The sequence below is a fragment of the Pseudomonas sp. TE21394 genome (assembly GCF_054057835.1).
The window spans coordinates 2919983-2937043 of sequence record NZ_JBSRZR010000001.1; the positions used below are offsets into that span (position 1 = coordinate 2919983).

Below are 17061 nucleotides of genomic sequence, written 5' to 3' on the forward strand. Positions count from 1 at the left end.
TGTTCTACCGTGTACTTGCCGCTCGGCATCAGGAGATGAATATGGATTTGAACGCTGAAGTCGATCAGCTGGTCCGCCAATCGCAGACCTGGATTCCCTTGATCATGGAATACGGCAGTCGCGTGCTGCTGGCATTGCTGACCCTGGCGGTCGGCTGGTGGATCATCAACAAGGTCAGCGCCCGCCTGGGCAAGCTGGTCGGCCTGCGCAACGCCGACCTGGCGCTGCAAGGCTTCATCAGCACCCTGTCGAACATCGTGCTGAAGGTGCTGCTGCTGGTCAGCGTGGCGTCGATGATCGGTATCGAGACCACCTCGTTCGTTGCCGCCATCGGTGCCGCCGGCCTGGCCATTGGCCTGGCCTTGCAGGGCAGCCTGGCGAACTTCGCCGGGGGCGTGCTGATTCTGATGTTCCGTCCGTTCCGCATCGGTGACTGGATCGAGGCGCAGGGCGTGGCCGGCACCGTCGACAGTATCCAGATCTTCCACACCGTGCTGCGCACCGGTGACAACAAGACCGTGATCATGCCTAACGGCAGCCTGTCCAACGGCATCATCACCAACACCAACCGCCAGCCGACGCGCAAGGTGGTGTTCGATGTGGGCGTGGATTACGAGGCCGACCTGCAGCAGGCGCGCAACGTGTTACTGGAGCTGGCGCAGGACCCACGCGTGCTGCAAGACCCTGCGCCGCAGGCGGTGGTAGCCACCCTGGGCGACAGCGCCATTACCGTGTCGTTGCGCCTGTGGACCAAGACCGCCGATTACTGGGACGTGATGTTCATGCTCAACGAGCATGCGCGCGACCGGTTGAAGGCCGAAGGGATCGATATCCCGTTCCCGCAGCGGGTGATTCGTGTGGTGCAGGAGACTGCAACGCAGTAATACCGCATAAAGCCGGGGCAAGCTGCAGCCCCGGCTTTTTTTACACTTGTTCACAGCAATATCCCGGCAATTCTGGCATATAGCCTGACCCCACCTGCCATGCCCGATACGCCATCATGAAACCACTGTTGTACATCACACCCCTGCGTGCCTTGTTGTTCGGCCTTACCCTGGCCCTGTTCGAGCTGCTCACCTATCTGGCCAGCGACGCGGTCATGCCGGCCATGCCGGTGGTGGTCGGCGACCTGAACGCCAGCCCCGAGTACATTCCCCACGCGCTCAACCTGTACCTGCTGGGTGGCGTGGTACTGCAGTGGCTGATCGGTCCGCTGGCCGACCGCTATGGCCGGCGCCCGCTACTGCTGACCGGCTGTGCCTGTTTCGGGCTTGCCTGCCTGGCAACCTTCTGGGTCGATAACATCGGCCTGTTCAACCTGTTGCGCCTGCTGCAGGGCATCGGCCTGGGCTTTGTGGTCACGGTCAGCTACCCGGCCTTGAACGAAGCCTTCAGCGAGGCAGACGCCGTGCGCATGATGGCGCTGCTGGCCAATATCGCGTTGCTGTCGCCCCTGCTCGGGCCGCTGGTAGGTACCTTGATGCTGCAGTGGCTGGATTGGCGCTGGTTGTTCGTGGCCTTTGCCGTGGGCGCGGTCCTGGCCTGGCTGTTGCTGTACCGGCTGATGCCGGAAACCCTGGGGGTGGAACGCCGGGACGGTTCGCGCCTGGCATTCACGCCGATTCACCTGTTGCCGTTGCTGGCCGGCTATGGCCAGTTGCTGGTCAACCGGCGCTTTGTCGCTGGCAGCGCGGCGCTGGGCCTGGTCGGCCTGCCGTTGATTGCCTGGATTGGCCTGTCGCCAGTGCTGCTGATCCACGATGAGGGGCTGAGCACCCTGGAATACGCCTTGTGGCAACTGCCGGTATTTGGCGGGCTGATCCTGGGCAACCTGATCATCAATCGTATCGCCGAGCGCTACCCGCTGCCATCCCTGGTACGTGGCGCGCTGTGGCCGTACCTGGCCGGCCTGGGCCTGATGGTGCTCGCGACCTGGTATCGGCCGAGCGTGACCAGTGTGGTGGCGGGCATGTCGCTGTATGCGCTGGGGCTTGGCGTGGCCAATGCGGTGCTGTACCGCATGACGCTGTTCGCCAGTGAACAGAGCAAAGGCCTGGTCTCGGCCATGCTGGGGATGATCACCATCGCCCTGCTGGGGCTGGGCGGCGCACTGCTGGCGATGATTGGTGCCGGTGCCAGCTTACTGCATTTTGCCCTGGCGGCAGGTGTGGCGGGGGCGCTGGCGCTGTGGCCGTTGTGGTTCGTGGTGGGGCAGCGACCTGGGGAAGGTGCTGTTGCCGAATGATCTTTCTTGCCTGAACCGGCCTGTTCGCGGGCAAGCCCGCGAACAGGCCGGTTCAGGCAGCAGGGATCTCTCAGGGTCGCTCGCCTGCCGAGTGTTCCGCTGCCACCGGTTTGCCCGGCCCGGCCTCCTGGCGCCACTGCAGGGCAATCAGGATCAGGGTCGGCACGCCCAGCAAGGCGGTGATCAGGAAGAAGTCGTGATAACCGAACTTCTCCACCATGACCCCTGAATAGCCGCCGATAAGACGCGGCAACAGCAGCATGATCGAGCTGAGCAACGCATACTGGGTCGCGGAGAACTTCAGGTTGGTCAGGCTCGACAGGTAGGCGACGAAGGCCGAGGTGGCCAGCCCGGAGCTGAAGTTGTCCAGCGAAATGGTCACCACCAGCATCTGCAGGTTCGGGCCCATGTCGGCCAGCATCAGGAACAGGATGTTGGTACCCGCCGAGGCCGCGCCGCCGATGAACAGGATCGGCATGATGCCGAAGCGCACGATCAGCAGGCCGCCAGCCCCGGCGCCGACCAGGGTCATGATCAGGCCGAAGATCTTGCTGACACTGGCGATCTGGTCCTTGGTGAAACCCATGTCGATATAGAACACGTTGGCCATCACGCCCATCACCGTGTCCGACATGCGATAGGTGGCGATCAGGCCGAGCAGCAGCAGGGCCTGCCAGCGGTAGCGGGCAATGAAGTCGTTCACCGGCGTCAGTACCGGGGCCAGGCCGCGACGGCCCAGGCTCGACAGGCAGGCCCAGGTCAGCAGCACATAGAGGATCAGGCGCAGGAAGGCGCGGTCTTCCAGCAGCAGGTCAAGGGGCGTGGCATCACCGGAGATGACGCTGGACCAGCCGGTATTGAACATCTGGGTGAAGCTGGCCGGTACCGACACCAGCAGAATGATCAGCACGAACACCGAGGCCAGCTGGTGCGCCAGCCCATAGCGCGCCGCCGACAGCTGGGTCCGCATGGGGACGGGCGGCTCGCGCATGATCAGGGTGGTGAACACTGCGGGCAGCATCATCACCGCGAACATCACGTAGGTGCCGGCCCAGGCCTTGTGCAGGTAGCTGAAGCCGGTGGAGCCGAACCACTCGGCGAAGAACAGGGCACCTGCTGTCGCCAGCAGGGCCGCTACCCGGTAGCCGGCCATGTAGCTGGCGGCCAGCGCGGCCTGGCGCTGGTCATCGGCGATTTCCAGGCGGTAGGCGTCGACGGCGATGTCCTGGGTCGCCGAAGCGAAGGCCACCAGTACTGCGAGGGCAATCAGCCAGGACAGGTGCTGTTGTGGATCGCACAGGCTCATGCCGACCAGCCCGATCACCACCAGCGATTGTGACAGCAACAGCCAGGACCGACGGCGCCCCAGGCTACCGAGCAGGGGCAGGCGCCATTGGTCGAGCAGCGGCGACCACACCCACTTGAAGGCGTAGGCCAGGCCGATCAGGCTGGCGTAACCAATGGTTTCGCGGGCTACGCCCGCTTCGCGCAACCACACCGAGAGGGTGGAGAACACCAGCATGTAGGGCAGGCCGGCGGCGAAACCGAGCAGCAAAAGTACCAAGGTTGACGGGCTGGCATAGGCAGCAAGCGCAGCGCGCCAGGTTTTACGGGGCATGGGCCAACATCTGCCTCAAGTTTGCGAAAACAAAGCGCGCACTCTAACCGCTGTGCTCCATCGGGCGCCAGCCATGGCGCGTCATATCCACACGATTATTGGTTACATTCACGCCCTCCGCGCGCAGCCGCGCCCGTTGTTCATCCCCCGACGGGGTACCTGACGCCAGGCTCAGCCTGCCGCCTGCACCGAGCACCCGGTGCCAAGGCAGGCGGGTGTCTGCAGGCAGTTGCCCGAGGGTGCGTCCGACCCAGCGGGCCGCCCGGCCAAGACCCGCCAGCTCGGCCAGCTGGCCATAGCTCACCACCTGGCCGGACGGCACCTGACCGAGTACCGAATATAGCGCCGTTCGTCGGCCCTCGGCGTTGTCGAGGACGTGCTCATGGGCAACGGACATCAGGCCCCCTCTGGGCTGCAGATGAAACCGGACCAACGGTTCGGCGAATGAGAGTTGAACTCAACGGCATGCTTCCGGTCTGTCCTTGCTCTGGTCGTCGGTATCTGGATAATGCCCGGCTTTTTCGTCAAATCGAACCCGTAGTGCGTTTATGTATTCTAGATCCTTGTTGTGTCTGCTGGCTGTTTCCCTGTGCGCCTCGCCGGTGTTCGCCGACACCGTGTGGATGAAGAACGGTGACCGGCTCAGCGGCAAGATCAAAGTCTTCGACGGCGGCAAGCTGCTGCTGGAAACCCCGTATGGCGGTTCCATCGCCCTGGATTGGAAAGAAGTCCAGACCCTGGAGAGTGACCAGGAGCTGCTGGTCAAGCAGGACGCCTACAGCGGTGAGCGAGCCAAGTCGCTGAAGGCTGCCGAGCCTGGCAAGGTGACCCTGGCCAACGGTGAGACGCCGAAGACCGTGGAATTGGCCAGCATCGAGCAGATCATGAAGCCCAAGCCGCTGGTCGAGGACTTCGTGTGGAAGGGCAACGTCGACGTGGCGCTGGACTACAAGCGTGCCGAGAACGATACCGACGACTATGACGTCGGCTTCAAGACCAGCGCCCGCCACGGGCGCTGGCGGCACAACGCCGAAGGCGACTACAACCGCGAGACCAAGGACGACGTCACCACCACCAACAACTGGAGCGCCGAGTACGCCCTGGACCGCTTCCTCACCGAGAAGTGGTTCTGGCAGGGGCGCATGGAATACAAGCGCGACCACGTCGAAGATCTGGCCCGCCAGCGCACCGTGGGTACCGGCCCGGGTTACCAGTTCTGGGATGATGAACTGGGTGCGTTCTCGCTGGGTTCGTTGATCAACCGCACCGACTTCGAATACCAGGACGGGGCCAAGGATAACTTCTATTCCGCGGCACTGAAGTGGGACTACACCCGTTACCTGATCGGCAAGAACGTGCAACTGTTCACCAACGGCGAGTTCGCCAAGCCGCTGGGTGGGGTGGCCGACTACGCGCTGGATGCCGAGGTTGGCCTGCGCTACAAGGTGACCGAGTGGGCCTCGCTCAACCTCAAGGCAGAGAAGGACATCATCACCGGTACGCGTGAGAGTGACCTGGACAAGACCCGCTATACCGCTGGGTTTGGCGTTACCTGGTAAACCGCCGGGGGGGCGCGCAGCGGCCCCATTGGCATTGGACCCGAAAATGCTATCGTGTGGCCACCCAGTCTGCCGCCAAGAGCCCGCCCAGTGAGTACCACCGCCATCCGCCCCGCCCGGGAACTGTTGCTCAAGGAATACCGCGGCGTACTCTCGACCCATTCGCGGTCGATGCCCGGCTACCCGTTCGGCTCGGTCGTGCCATATTGTCTGGACGCCCAAGGCAACCCGCTGATCCTGATCAGCCGCATCGCCCAGCACACCCACAACCTGCAGAAAGACCCCAAGTGCTCGCTGCTGGTCGGTGAGCGTGAGGCCGAGGACGTGCAAGCCGTAGGACGCCTGACGGTAATGGCCGAAGCGCACAGGCTGGTGGACGGGGCTGCCATCGACGCCGCCGCCGAACGCTACTACCGCTATTTCCCGGACGCCGCCAACTACCACAAGGCTCACGACTTCGACTTCTGGGTGCTGCAACCTGTACGCCACCGTTACATCGGCGGCTTTGGTGCGATCCACTGGCTTGACCAGGTGACCCTGGCCAACCCGTTCGCCGGCAAGGCCGAGGCGAGCATGGTCGAGCACATGAACAGTGACCATGCCAACGCCATCGCCCACTACGTCGAACTGGCCGATTTGCCACGGCATGCGCCCGCGCAACTGGTCGGGGTGGACAGCGAGGGCATGCACCTGCGTATCAGTCAGGCGGTGCACTGGTTGCCTTTCCCACATACTTGCAATACGCCGACACAAGTCCGTGAAGCCCTGGTTTTGCTGGCGCGCGCCGACCAATGGCCGGCCGTGGCCAAGGTCGAGGCTTGAAAAGCCGAGCGCACGCATCCATCTGTGGGTCTTACAGGAAGGTTTTCTTCCGACGAGGAATGCTTTGATGCGTGCTTTTCTACTGTTGTTTCTCCTGTTTCCCGTGCTGGAGCTGTTCGTCTTCGTGAAGGTCAGCGCCGCCATCGGTTTCTTCCCGGCGCTGCTGTTGATCATCGCCGGCTCCGCGCTGGGTGTGCTGGTGATGCGGGTGGCCGGGCTGGCCACCGCGCTGCGTGCCCGGGAAAGCCTGCAGCGTGGCGAACTGCCCGCCGAGGACATGTTCCAGGGCCTGATGCTCGCCGTCGGTGGTGGCCTGCTGTTGCTGCCAGGTTTCATCAGCGACGTGTTGGGCCTGCTGTGCCTGCTGCCATTCACCCGTCACCTGGCCGCCCGCAAGATGCGTGAGCGTGCCGAGGCACAGGCCGTGCGCCAGCGGGCATTCCGCGACGACCCGTTCCAGCCGCAGCCGCGTGATGGCGGCCACCGCCCGAATGTGATCGAAGGCGAGTACGAGCGTCGAGACAAGTAAAGATCGGGGGCCGCTTTGCGGCCCTTTTCGCGATACAAGGCCGCTCCCACACGGGAGGCAGGCGGCCTTTTGTGGCGAAAGGGGCGCGCAGCGGCCCCTGTGTTTTGCCGGGACCAACCGGCTGATGAAAAAAATTCTGAAGCAAGCCTTGTAATTGAATATGAAGGCCTCATGTATGTGGTCACCGCAAGGTTTCTGGTGGCGACACCAGACATGACTCAGGCGGTTCGCCCAGCGCGAGCGGCCTTCCGGCTACGCCGGACAGCATCAACCCGCCGGTGTCGACACCGGCCGATGAAAACCACAATTTGGGAGAGATCGACAATGAAGCTTCGTCCTCTGCATGACCGCGTCGTTATCCGTCGCAGCGAAGAAGAATCGAAAACCGCTGGCGGTATCGTCCTGCCGGGTTCGGCCGCTGAAAAGCCAAACCGCGGCGAAGTAGTCGCCGTCGGCACCGGTCGCATCCTGGACAACGGCGAAGTGCGCGCGTTGGCAGTGAAAGTGGGTGACAAAGTGGTTTTCGGCCCTTACTCGGGCAGCAACACCGTGAAAGTCGATGGCGAAGACCTGCTGGTCATGGCCGAGAACGAAATCCTCGCCGTAATCGAAGGCTGATTTCCCCGACTTCCCGTTACTCCAAAGAATTCCAAAGGATTAAACGATCATGGCTGCTAAAGACGTAAAATTTGGTGATTCCGCCCGTAAGAAAATGCTCGTTGGTGTCAACGTTCTGGCTGACGCCGTAAAAGCGACCCTGGGCCCGAAAGGCCGCAACGTGGTCCTGGCCAAGAGCTTCGGCGCGCCGACCATCACCAAGGACGGCGTTTCCGTCGCCAAGGAAATCGAGCTGAAGGACGCCTTCGAGAACATGGGCGCCCAGCTGGTCAAGGAAGTCGCTTCCAAGGCCAACGACGCAGCCGGTGACGGTACCACCACCGCTACCGTCCTGGCCCAGGCCATCGTCAACGAAGGGCTGAAGGCCGTCGCTGCCGGCATGAACCCGATGGACCTGAAGCGCGGTATCGACAAGGCCACTGCTGCCGTCGTTGCCGAACTGAAGAACCTGTCCAAGCCATGCGCCGACTCCAAGGCCATCGCTCAGGTCGGTACCATCTCCGCCAACTCCGACAGCTCCATCGGTGAAATCATCGCCGAAGCCATGGAAAAAGTCGGTAAAGAAGGCGTGATCACCGTTGAAGAAGGCTCGGGCCTGGAAAACGAACTGTCCGTCGTGGAAGGCATGCAGTTCGACCGTGGCTACCTGTCGCCGTACTTCGTGAACAAGCCGGACACCATGGTTGCCGAGCTGGAAAGCCCGCTGCTGCTGCTGGTCGACAAGAAGATCTCCAACATCCGTGAGCTGCTGCCAGTGCTGGAAGCCGTTGCCAAGGCCGGCCGCCCGCTGCTGATCGTTGCCGAGGACGTCGAAGGCGAAGCGCTGGCTACCCTGGTGGTCAACAACATGCGCGGCATCGTCAAGGTTGCTGCGGTCAAGGCACCGGGCTTCGGCGACCGCCGCAAGGCCATGCTGCAGGACATCGCCGTCCTGACCGGCGGCCAGGTCATCTCCGAAGAAATCGGCCTGTCCCTGGAAACCGCCACCCTGGAGCACCTGGGTAACGCCAAGCGCGTCATCCTGTCCAAGGAAAACACCACCATCATCGACGGCGCTGGTGCCGACGGCGAGATCGAAGCACGCGTCAAGCAGATCCGTGCCCAGATCGAAGAAACTTCCTCGGACTACGACCGTGAGAAGCTGCAAGAGCGCCTGGCCAAACTGGCCGGTGGTGTTGCCGTGATCAAGGTGGGTGCCGGCACCGAAGTTGAAATGAAAGAGAAGAAAGCCCGCGTTGAAGACGCCCTGCACGCTACCCGTGCAGCCGTTGAAGAAGGCGTGGTGCCTGGCGGTGGTGTGGCCCTGGTGCGCTCGCTGGCGGCCATTGCCAACCTCAAAGGCGACAACGAAGACCAGAACGTCGGTATTGCCCTGCTGCGTCGCGCTGTCGAAGCGCCGCTGCGCCAGATCACTGCCAACGCCGGCGACGAGCCAAGCGTTGTCGCTGACAAGGTCAAGCAAGGTTCGGGTAACTTCGGTTACAACGCTGCTACCGGCGAATACGGCGACATGATCGAGATGGGTATCCTGGACCCAGCCAAGGTCACCCGCTCGGCGCTGCAAGCTGCTGCTTCGATTGGCGGTCTGATGATCACCACCGAAGCGATGGTTGCCGACCTGCCGGAAGACAAGCCAGCTGCTGGCATGCCTGACATGGGCGGCATGGGCGGCATGGGCGGCATGATGTAAGCCAGCCTTACCCCCTGCACCAACAGAAAGCCCCGGTTCGCTAGAACCGGGGCTTTTTTGTGCCTGGCGTGGGTTGCAGGGCGCCTGTGAGATCGAGCGCCGCGCGGGCGGCGCTCGATCTACGCACCACCTCGAAACCCAAGGCAGGCACCTGGCAGCCTTGACTCCATCTTCCGGCGGAACGACCGCGAAGCGCCCCCCGTTCAGGCGACGCTACGCTCAGCGGCAGGTACCTCAGCCATTCCCCACCGATACAGAACCAGGTAATACGAGCCCAAGCCGATCAACCAGCAGAACACCGCCGTCCAGACGTTGTGTGACAGGAAATGCGCCCCTTGCATCATCCGCCCCAGCGACAGTACCGACCCGGCAACGAACGCCAGCGCCAATGCTGCCCGTGCCAGGCGCGGTTTGCGGTCTCGCAGCATGAAGAACAGTCCGAACAGGCAGAAACCGGTCGCCGCATGCCCGCCCGGCCAGCACAGCCCGGGTTTGTCGGTAGCCGGGCGTGGTTCCAGCAGCTTGCTGTAGGTTTCGCTGCCGCCGAACTGGGTCAGGCTCCACGGGCATTGCACCTGGGTCACCTTCTTTAGCGGCGTGACTAACGCCGTGGACAGGCCCAGTGCCAGCACCAGGCAACCCAGCTCGCGGCGCCAGCCGAACAGGCGCTTGCAGAAGAAGCTTGCGGCAAAGGTCAGCAGCGACAATACCCCAAGCAGGATCACCCCCTGCTTGACCCGGTCATGCAGGATGTTCTCCAGCAAATAGCTGTGGCGGCCGATGAACTGGCCCGCCGCGGGGTCGAAAAACAGTTTGGCGATGTCCATGTCGACCGAGGTCAGTTCCAGCAGGATCAAGCCCAAAGCGGTCGCCAGGGGAATCCCCAGGTACAGCCAGAAATTGATCGGGCGGGGTCGGGTTGCTAGCTGCATGACGGCTCCAAGGACGCGGAAAAGATCGGGCATTGTCGGCTGCCCGCTATCCTGTGTCCGTGAAGGAACAGTGAAAAAACCGTCAGGTCCGATGAATTTTGCCCGGGGCTGGCACCCTGCAGGCATAGGCCTTAAGCTGCGCCTGCCGCGCTACAGCGAGAAGCGCCGCACAGGAGAAACCGATGCGCATTCTTTTGGTTGAAGACAACCGCGATATTCTGGCCAACCTGGCCGATTACCTGGGCATGAAGGGCTACACCGTAGACTGCGCCCAGGATGGCCTGTCCGGCCTGCACCTGGCCGCTACCGAGCACTACGACCTGATCGTGCTCGACATCATGCTGCCTGGCATAGATGGCTACACCCTGTGCAAGCGCTTGCGCGAAGACGCCCGCCGCGACACGCCGGTGATCATGCTCACTGCCCGCGACCAGCTCGATGACCGCCTGCAGGGCTTCCGCTCCGGGGCCGACGATTACCTGCTGAAACCCTTCGCCTTGTCGGAGCTGGCTGCGCGCATCGAAGCGGTGCTGCGCCGTGCCCAGGGGGGCGGGCGCCGCACCCTGCAAGTAGCTGATCTCAGCTACGACCTGGATACCCTCGAGGTTACCCGCCAGGGACGCCTGCTCAAGCTCAACCCGGTCGGCCTCAAGCTGCTTGCGGTATTGATGCAGAAGAGCCCGCACGTGTTGCGCCGCGAAGTACTCGAAGAAGCCCTGTGGGGCGATGATTGCCCTGACAGCGACAGCCTGCGCAGCCACGTGCATCAGTTGCGCCAGGTGATCGACAAACCGTTCGAAAAACCGCTGCTGCACACCGTCCATGGCGTCGGCTACCGCCTCGCCGAGGGCCGCGATGGAGTTTAAGCAAAGCCTTGCCCAGCGCATCATCATCGCCTTTGCTCTGATGAGCGCGCTGGTGGCCGGGGCCTTCGCCTTTGGCATCGTCGGTACTGTGCACCTGGTCGAGGAAAGGCTGATTTCCTCCGTACTGGGCGGTGACCTGCAGCGCCTGCTGCGCATGGACAGTGTCAGCGACTGGAGCCACCGGCCGCGCCCCGACCAGTTGTTCTACTTCAGCGGCGGGCGCGACGACTTCGAACTGCCCAAGGACCTGCGCCACCTCGACCGGGGCTTCCACGAGGTGTTCCGCGACCAGCTGTCGTACCACGCCATGGTCGAGATCGTCGATGGCCGCCGCTACGTCCTGCTGCAGGACCAGAGCGACTTCGAAGAACGCGAGCGCCTGCTGTTTGCGGTAGTGGTGGTGGGCTTCGTGCTCAGCCTGGTGCTGGCAGTGATCCTCGGTTGGCTGGTAGCGCGCCGGGTGATGGCACCGGTTATCCGCCTGGCGCGACAGGTGCGCCATCGTGACCAGTTGCTGGGCCTGGCGCCGCCGCTGGCGCCGGACTATGCGGCGGACGAAGTCGGCCAGCTGGCGGTAGCATTCGACGATACCTTGGGCCGCCTGCGTGACGCATTGACCCGGGAAAGGCTGTTCACCAGCGACGTCAGCCACGAACTTCGCACGCCATTGATGGTGCTGGCCACCTCATGTGAACTGCTGATGGAAAACCCCAACCTCGATGCCCGCTCGCGCAGCCAGGTGGAGCGTGTGGCAAGGGCTACGGAGGAGATGCGCGAGCTGGTCAAGACCTTCCTGATGCTGGCCCGGGCACAACGCGACGAGGGCGCGGTGGCCTCGCGCGCCACCCTGCGGGAAGTGGCAGACGAACTGGTCGGCGTATGGCGTGACACCATCGAGCAGAAAGGCCTGGCCTTGTATTTCGACGGCCGCGTCAGTGCCAGTACAGTGCTGTACAACGCTACCTTCCTGCAATCGGTGATGGGCAACCTGTTGCGCAATGCCGCGCACTATACCGACAGCGGCTACATCCGCCTGAGCCTCGAGGCTAACGGTTTCAGTGTCGAAGACAGTGGCGTGGGTATTCCCGAAGAGCAGCGCGAGGCCATGTTCCGGCCATTCGTGCGCGGTGATGAACGGCGTGGCGAAGGCCTGGGCTTGGGCCTGTCGTTGGTGCAGCGAATCTGCGACGACCAGGGTTGGCATGTGACCCTGACCTCAACCCAGCCGCACGGCTGCCGTTTCCACGTCGACCTGAGCAATACCGCGACCAAGGGCGATCCTGAGGCAGAGTAAACTGCTGTTACAGGTTGCTGGGGCGATGACGTTTTTTTCACACCAGCATGACCTGATTCCAACGCCTGCTTGCCTACTGTGGGTGGAATGGAATCAGGAGATGCCCAATGCGTAGTCCCATCAAGCTTGAATTTTCCGAGAAGTACGACAAAGAACATGCCCGTGAGTACTTTCTCAAGCACCAGGATGGCCTGGCGCGACGTCTTTCCCACAAGCGAGATGAGCAACTGGCGCGTCGCGCCCTGGCATTGGCAGGAGAGCCTGGCCTGGTCCTCGACCTGCCATGCGGCGCTGGCCGCTTCTGGCCGTTGCTCGCAGAGAAACCCAACCGGGTGATCATTGGCGCCGACAACTCCGAGGCGATGATCGAGACAGCCTGTGCAGCACAACCGCCAGAGGTGGTGGCGCGGGTACGTCCCTTGCAGACTTCGGCTTTTGCCATCGACCTGCCGGACAATTCGGTGGACAGCATCTTCTGCATGCGGCTTTTCCATCACATTGGCGAAGCTGCCCACCGAAAGACCATTCTTTCGGAATTTCAGCGAGTTAGCCGTGATAGTGTGATCCTGTCATTGTGGGTGGATGGCAATTTCAAGGCTTGGCGGCGGAAGAAGCTGGAGCAACGCCGCAACGCTCGCAAAGCCGCGCAGGACAATTACCAGAACCGTTTCGTGTTACCGGCTGAAACGGTGGAAGAAGAATTCAGGGCCGCCGGCTTCAGAATCCAGGAACGCCTCGACTTCCTGCCGTTCTATGCCATGTGGCGGGTCTATGTATTGCGTAAGGGGTAGTGTTTGATGGCTGTAGCCCGGAAAGGGGAGTCGCGGTTCGATTTTTACTGGCGCCAGCAGGGCGAGTGGGTCGAGGAGCCAAACCAGCGTCGCGGTGGCGAGAGTGGCGTGCAACGCCTGAACGATGCCAATGGCAAGCTGCTGTATGCCAAGCGCCAGGTCGGGCACATCTACCGTAGCCTGCTGCACCCTTTCGGTCGGCCGACCGTATTGCGAGAACTCGATGCTTTGAACAGTTTCGAGCAGTTGGGCGTGCGCGTGCCGCGCATCGTCTTCTGTGGTGCCGAGCGTGATGCCGATCGTCAATGGCGTGCGCTGCTGGTTAGCGAAGCGCTCGACGGTTTCGTCGAACTCGATACCTGGCATGCCGAAGGTGCCCGCGAACGTTATCCGCAGGTGGTGCACGAGCGCATGCTCAAGGACCTGGCCGACAACCTGGCGCGCATGCACCTGGGCCACTGGCAGCACGGCTGCCTGTATGGCAAGCATGTCTTCATCAAGGTGATTGGCGAAGGTGAGCAGGCCGAGGTCGAGGTCGCGCTGCTGGACCTGGAAAAGTGCCGGCGACGTATCAGTTGCCAGCGTGCGGCGGGCAATGACCTGCGCCAGTTGCGCCGCCATTCGTCGTTGAACGACGCGGAATGGCAAACATTGCTCTATTTTTACCAGATGGCGTTTGGCAGCGCTGTCAAAGGGTTAGGGCAATGAAACTAGAAATAGCTCGAGCTTTGTTCCTGGTAGCTGGCCTGGCGGTGACCACCGTGGCGGTGGCTGCGTGGGAAGAGCCGAAGCCGACAGTGTTCAGCAGAGCCGATATGGCCGACCAGTGCGCGTTGCCGCGGGAAGTGAAACCGCAGCAACAGGCCAAGGTTGCGCCTGATCAGGACCTGCTGTTGTTCCTGTTCGGCATGCGCCAGGGGTTGCGGCCGTTTGGTTGAACCCGGCGCCAGATGGAAATGCCAGAGGCCTCGCGATTGCGGGGCCTCTGCATTTTTGCGTCTGCCTTGCCGGCCCCTTCCTGGGTTTACCCGCGAAGACGCCGGTTCAAGCCCACCGCTGTCTGCCTGGCCACCTCCTTGTGCGCCAGCAAGGTATAGATGCAGGGCAATACGAACAGGGTGAACAGCGTGCCGATCGACATGCCGGTAGCGATCACCGTACCAATGTCAAAACGGCTGACCGCCCCCGCCCCGGTCGCCAGAATCAGCGGGACCATGCCAAACACCATCGCTGCGGTGGTCATCAGCACTGGCCGCAAGCGAATCGCCGCCGCTTCCTCGATCGCCTCACGCACGCTCAGGCCCTGTTCCTCGCGCAACTGGTTGGCGAACTCGACGATCAGGATGCCATGCTTGCTGATCAGGCCGATCAGCGTCACCAGCCCGACCTGGGTGTAGATGTTCATGCTTGATACATCGAGGAACAACGGCAGCAACGCGCCGCAGATCGACAACGGTACCGTCACCAGGATCACCAGCGGGTCGCGGAAACTTTCGAACTGCGCCGCCAGCACCAGGAAGATGATCGCCAACGCCAGGCCGAAGGTTACCCAGAGTGCGCTACCTTCCTGCACGTATTGGCGAGCCGCCCCGGCATAGTCGAAGGCGAAGCCCTCCGGGGCTTCCTCGCTGGCGATGCCCTGCACGGTCTGCAGCGCCTCGCCGAGGCTGACCATCGGCACCCCCTGGATGATCGCCGAGTTCAGTTGCTGGAACTGGTTGAGCTGGCGGGGGCGAGCGCGGTCGCTGAGGGTAATCAGCGTCGACAAGGGCAGCAGCTGGCCCTGGTCGTTCTTCACGTAGTAGTTGTTCAGCCAGCCTGGGTTGTCGCGGTAGGGCCTTTCAACTTGGGCAATCACCTTGTAGCTGCGGCCTTCGAGGGTGAAGCGGTTGATTTCCCCTTCGCCCAGCAAGGTAGCCAGGGTGCCGCCCAGGGTATCCATCGATACCCCCATCTGCGCTGCCTTGGCACGGTCGATATCCACCACCACCTCGGGTTTGTCGAACGCCAGGTCGATATCGAGGAAGGCGAACTTGCCGGACTCCTGGGCGCGGGCCTTGATGCGCTGGGCGACTTCCAGCAGGGCAGGGTAGTCACCGGCACTGTTGATCACGAACTGGAACGGCAGGCCTTCGCCAGTACCGGGCAGCGATGGCAGGTTGAAGCCGAAGATCTGCAGGCCGCCGATTTCCTCGAGCTTGGCTTGCACCAGCGGCAGCAATTCCATTTGCGTGCGTTCGCGCTCGTTCCAGGGTTTGAGCAGGAAGCCACCGATGCCGGTCTGCACGCCGTTGAAGCCGTTGATCTGGAACGAGGAGTAGTACTCGGGGAAGGTCTTGAACAGCGGGGTGAACGTGTCGGTATAGGCGTTCAGGTAATCCAGGTTCGCCGTTTGCGGCGAGCTGCTCATCATGAAGATCACCCCCTGGTCCTCGTTGGGCGCCAGTTCGTTCTGGGTGAATTTCAGCAACACCGGGATCAGGCAGAGGATGATCACGGCGAATACCAGTACCACCGGACGGCTGTCGAGGGTGGCGTGCAGCAGGCGTTGGTAGCGCAGTTTCAGGCGTTCGAACAGCATGTCCAGGCGGTGTGCCAGGCCGCTGGGGTTCTGCTCCTGGCGCAACAGCAGGGCACACATCATCGGTGACAGGGTGAGTGCCACGACGCCGGAGATGATCACTGCACCGGCCAGGGTCAGGGCAAATTCCTTGAACAGCGCGCCGGTGAGCCCGGTAAGGAAACCGATCGGTGCATACACCGCTGCCAGCGTGATGGTCATCGACACCACGGGCATGGCGATTTCGCGAGCACCTTCGAGGGCGGCATCGAACGGCGACTTGCCCTCTTCCATGTGCCGGTGGATGTTCTCTACCACGACAATCGCATCATCCACCACCAGGCCGATGGCCAGCACCATGGCCAGCAGCGTCAGCAGGTTGAGCGAGTAGCCCATCATCTGCATGAAAAACAGCACGCCGATCATCGATAGCGGAATGGTCACCACCGGGATCAGCACCGAACGCAGGGCACCGAGGAACAGGAACACCACGACAATGACGATCAGCACCGCTTCGCCGAGGGTCTTGATCACTTCGTCGATGGAGGCCTGGATGAACAGCGTGGCGTCGTAGGCGATCGACACCTTCAACGCCGAGGGCAGCTGGCTTTCCAGCTCGGGCATAATGCGCCGCACTTCCTTGATCACGTCCAGCGGGTTGGCCGCCGGGGTGGCCTTGATGCCGATGTACACCGACGGGGTACCGTCGAACGAGCTGACCGTGTCGTAGTTTTCCGCCCCCATCTCGACCCGGGCCACATCGCCGAGCAGCACGCGGCTGTCACCGCTGGTCTTGACCGGCAGGGCAGCGAAGGCCTCGGCCGACTTCAGCTCGGTGCTGGCGTTGATGCTGGTGACCACGTATTCGCCCTTCACCTCGCCGGCGGCGGAGAGGAAGTTGTAGCGGCGCACGGCAGTGGTCACGTCGCTGGCCGACAGGCCATGGCCGGCCAGTTTTACCGGGTCGAGCCAGATGCGCATGGCGAACACCTGGTTGCCGAGAATCTCCGCCTCGGCCATGCCCGGCAGGGTGGCCAGCTTGGGCTGGATGACCCGCGACAGGTAGTCGGTAATCTGCGGGTTGCTCATCTCCTTGCTGTAGAAGCTGATGTACATCAGTGCCGACGCATCGGCGGCTTCCTTGCTCAGGACCGGGTCCTCGGCATCCTGGGGCAACTTGTTGCGCACTTCGTTGGCCTTGGCCAGCAGTTCGGTGAACAACCGGTCGCTGTCGGCACCGATGCGCGCGTAGATGGAAATGATCGAGAAGTTCTGCCGGCTCACCGAGGTCATGTAGTCGATGCCTTCGGCGCTGGCCAGGCTTTGCTGCAAGGGCTGGGTGATGTAGCCCTGGATGGTTTCGGCGTTGGCGCCGGGGTAGGCGGTAGTGACCGTGATCAGGGCGTTTTCCATTTGCGGATACTGGCGGATCTGCAGCTTGCTCCAAGCCTGGAAACCCAGCAACAGGATCAGCAGGCTGACCACGCTGGCCAGCACCGGGCGGCGGATGAACGGGTCGGTGAATGCCATGCCAGCC

16 protein-coding genes are annotated in these 17061 nt (G+C 62.5%); 12 read left to right on the forward strand and 4 right to left on the reverse strand.

Going from position 1 to position 17061, the window contains the following annotated elements; all coding sequences use genetic code 11:
• Positions 1-41: 41 nt before the first annotated feature.
• Together ACVWZT_RS13465 and ACVWZT_RS13470 are read left to right on the forward strand one after the other, a co-directional pair.
• Entirely contained in the window at positions 42-884 is an 843-nt protein-coding gene (locus tag ACVWZT_RS13465; RefSeq protein ID WP_457469735.1) for a mechanosensitive ion channel family protein, read from the forward strand.
• A 116-nt stretch (positions 885-1000) separates the two neighbouring features.
• Positions 1001-2245 (forward strand): MFS transporter, encoded by a 1245-nt coding sequence (locus tag ACVWZT_RS13470; RefSeq protein WP_457469737.1) that lies wholly within the window; start codon positions 1001-1003, stop codon positions 2243-2245.
• A 70-nt stretch (positions 2246-2315) separates the two neighbouring features.
• Here ACVWZT_RS13470 and ACVWZT_RS13475 read toward each other — a convergent pair whose 3' ends face one another.
• On the reverse strand, positions 2316-3863 hold the full coding sequence (locus ACVWZT_RS13475; RefSeq protein WP_296234151.1) for an AmpG family muropeptide MFS transporter: 1548 nt from the start codon (positions 3861-3863) through the stop codon (positions 2316-2318).
• A 43-nt stretch (positions 3864-3906) separates the two neighbouring features.
• On the reverse strand, positions 3907-4260 hold the full coding sequence (locus ACVWZT_RS13480) for an MGMT family protein (protein ID WP_457469739.1): 354 nt from the start codon (positions 4258-4260) through the stop codon (positions 3907-3909).
• Between the two features lie 151 nt (positions 4261-4411).
• Between ACVWZT_RS13480 and ACVWZT_RS13485 the strand changes: the two genes are divergently transcribed.
• The 5 genes from ACVWZT_RS13485 (at position 4412) to groL (ending at position 9081) form a co-directional block, all read left to right on the forward strand.
• Positions 4412-5422, forward strand: a complete 1011-nt coding sequence (locus tag ACVWZT_RS13485; RefSeq protein WP_296234148.1) for a DUF481 domain-containing protein — start codon at positions 4412-4414, stop codon at positions 5420-5422.
• Between the two features lie 90 nt (positions 5423-5512).
• Positions 5513-6244, forward strand: a complete 732-nt coding sequence (locus tag ACVWZT_RS13490) for a HugZ family pyridoxamine 5'-phosphate oxidase (protein WP_457469741.1) — start codon at positions 5513-5515, stop codon at positions 6242-6244.
• Positions 6245-6311: 67 nt separating this feature from the next.
• A complete protein-coding gene (locus ACVWZT_RS13495) occupies positions 6312-6773 on the forward strand; it encodes an FxsA family protein (protein WP_296234146.1) in 462 nt (153 codons plus the stop codon).
• A 324-nt stretch (positions 6774-7097) separates the two neighbouring features.
• On the forward strand, positions 7098-7391 hold the full coding sequence (locus ACVWZT_RS13500; protein ID WP_003260750.1) for a co-chaperone GroES: 294 nt from the start codon (positions 7098-7100) through the stop codon (positions 7389-7391).
• A gap of 49 nt (positions 7392-7440) precedes the next feature.
• Entirely contained in the window at positions 7441-9081 is a 1641-nt protein-coding gene (groL, locus tag ACVWZT_RS13505) for a chaperonin GroEL (RefSeq protein WP_296234138.1), read from the forward strand.
• A gap of 203 nt (positions 9082-9284) precedes the next feature.
• Here the strand turns inward: groL and ACVWZT_RS13510 are convergent, their stop codons facing one another.
• The gene (locus ACVWZT_RS13510) at positions 9285-10013 is read right to left on the reverse strand and encodes a phosphatase PAP2 family protein (RefSeq protein WP_457469744.1); all 729 of its coding nucleotides are present in this window, start codon (positions 10011-10013) and stop codon (positions 9285-9287) included.
• 182 nt (positions 10014-10195) lie between these two features.
• On the opposite strand from ACVWZT_RS13510, the gene colR reads away from it, so the two are divergent.
• The 5 genes from colR to ACVWZT_RS13535 all read left to right on the forward strand — a co-directional run bounded on the left by colR (position 10196) and on the right by ACVWZT_RS13535 (position 13902).
• Positions 10196-10879, forward strand: a complete 684-nt coding sequence (gene colR, locus ACVWZT_RS13515) for a two-component system response regulator ColR (protein WP_003255215.1) — start codon at positions 10196-10198, stop codon at positions 10877-10879.
• A complete protein-coding gene (locus tag ACVWZT_RS13520) occupies positions 10869-12173 on the forward strand; it encodes a sensor histidine kinase (RefSeq protein ID WP_457469746.1) in 1305 nt (434 codons plus the stop codon). The genes colR and ACVWZT_RS13520 overlap by 11 nt, the downstream gene beginning before the upstream one ends.
• 107 nt (positions 12174-12280) lie before the next feature.
• On the forward strand, positions 12281-12964 hold the full coding sequence (locus ACVWZT_RS13525) for a class I SAM-dependent methyltransferase (protein ID WP_296234134.1): 684 nt from the start codon (positions 12281-12283) through the stop codon (positions 12962-12964).
• Between the two features lie 6 nt (positions 12965-12970).
• Positions 12971-13672, forward strand: a complete 702-nt coding sequence (locus ACVWZT_RS13530) for a lipopolysaccharide kinase InaA family protein (protein ID WP_457469748.1) — start codon at positions 12971-12973, stop codon at positions 13670-13672.
• Positions 13669-13902: a hypothetical protein gene (locus ACVWZT_RS13535; protein WP_457469750.1), complete on the forward strand. Its 234-nt coding sequence runs from the start codon at positions 13669-13671 to the stop codon at positions 13900-13902. Before ACVWZT_RS13530 ends, ACVWZT_RS13535 begins: the two co-directional genes overlap by 4 nt.
• An 86-nt stretch (positions 13903-13988) precedes the next feature.
• Here ACVWZT_RS13535 and ACVWZT_RS13540 read toward each other — a convergent pair whose 3' ends face one another.
• Positions 13989-17054, reverse strand: a complete 3066-nt coding sequence (locus ACVWZT_RS13540) for a multidrug efflux RND transporter permease subunit (RefSeq protein WP_457469752.1) — start codon at positions 17052-17054, stop codon at positions 13989-13991.
• Positions 17055-17061: the final 7 nt, after the last annotated feature.

Coding starts and splice junctions, on each gene's coding strand:
- ACVWZT_RS13465 (WP_457469735.1), top strand. CDS start 42: ATGGATTTGAACGCTGAAGTCGATCAGCTGGTCCGCCAATCGCAGACC.
- ACVWZT_RS13470 (WP_457469737.1), top strand. CDS start 1,001: ATGAAACCACTGTTGTACATCACACCCCTGCGTGCCTTGTTGTTCGGC.
- ACVWZT_RS13475 (WP_296234151.1), bottom strand. CDS start 3,863: ATGCCCCGTAAAACCTGGCGCGCTGCGCTTGCTGCCTATGCCAGCCCG.
- ACVWZT_RS13480 (WP_457469739.1), bottom strand. CDS start 4,260: ATGTCCGTTGCCCATGAGCACGTCCTCGACAACGCCGAGGGCCGACGA.
- ACVWZT_RS13485 (WP_296234148.1), top strand. CDS start 4,412: ATGTATTCTAGATCCTTGTTGTGTCTGCTGGCTGTTTCCCTGTGCGCC.
- ACVWZT_RS13495 (WP_296234146.1), top strand. CDS start 6,312: ATGCGTGCTTTTCTACTGTTGTTTCTCCTGTTTCCCGTGCTGGAGCTG.
- ACVWZT_RS13500 (WP_003260750.1), top strand. CDS start 7,098: ATGAAGCTTCGTCCTCTGCATGACCGCGTCGTTATCCGTCGCAGCGAA.
- groL (WP_296234138.1), top strand. CDS start 7,441: ATGGCTGCTAAAGACGTAAAATTTGGTGATTCCGCCCGTAAGAAAATG.
- ACVWZT_RS13510 (WP_457469744.1), bottom strand. CDS start 10,013: ATGCAGCTAGCAACCCGACCCCGCCCGATCAATTTCTGGCTGTACCTG.
- colR (WP_003255215.1), top strand. CDS start 10,196: ATGCGCATTCTTTTGGTTGAAGACAACCGCGATATTCTGGCCAACCTG.
- ACVWZT_RS13520 (WP_457469746.1), top strand. CDS start 10,869: ATGGAGTTTAAGCAAAGCCTTGCCCAGCGCATCATCATCGCCTTTGCT.
- ACVWZT_RS13525 (WP_296234134.1), top strand. CDS start 12,281: ATGCGTAGTCCCATCAAGCTTGAATTTTCCGAGAAGTACGACAAAGAA.
- ACVWZT_RS13530 (WP_457469748.1), top strand. CDS start 12,971: ATGGCTGTAGCCCGGAAAGGGGAGTCGCGGTTCGATTTTTACTGGCGC.
- ACVWZT_RS13535 (WP_457469750.1), top strand. CDS start 13,669: ATGAAACTAGAAATAGCTCGAGCTTTGTTCCTGGTAGCTGGCCTGGCG.
- ACVWZT_RS13540 (WP_457469752.1), bottom strand. CDS start 17,054: ATGGCATTCACCGACCCGTTCATCCGCCGCCCGGTGCTGGCCAGCGTG.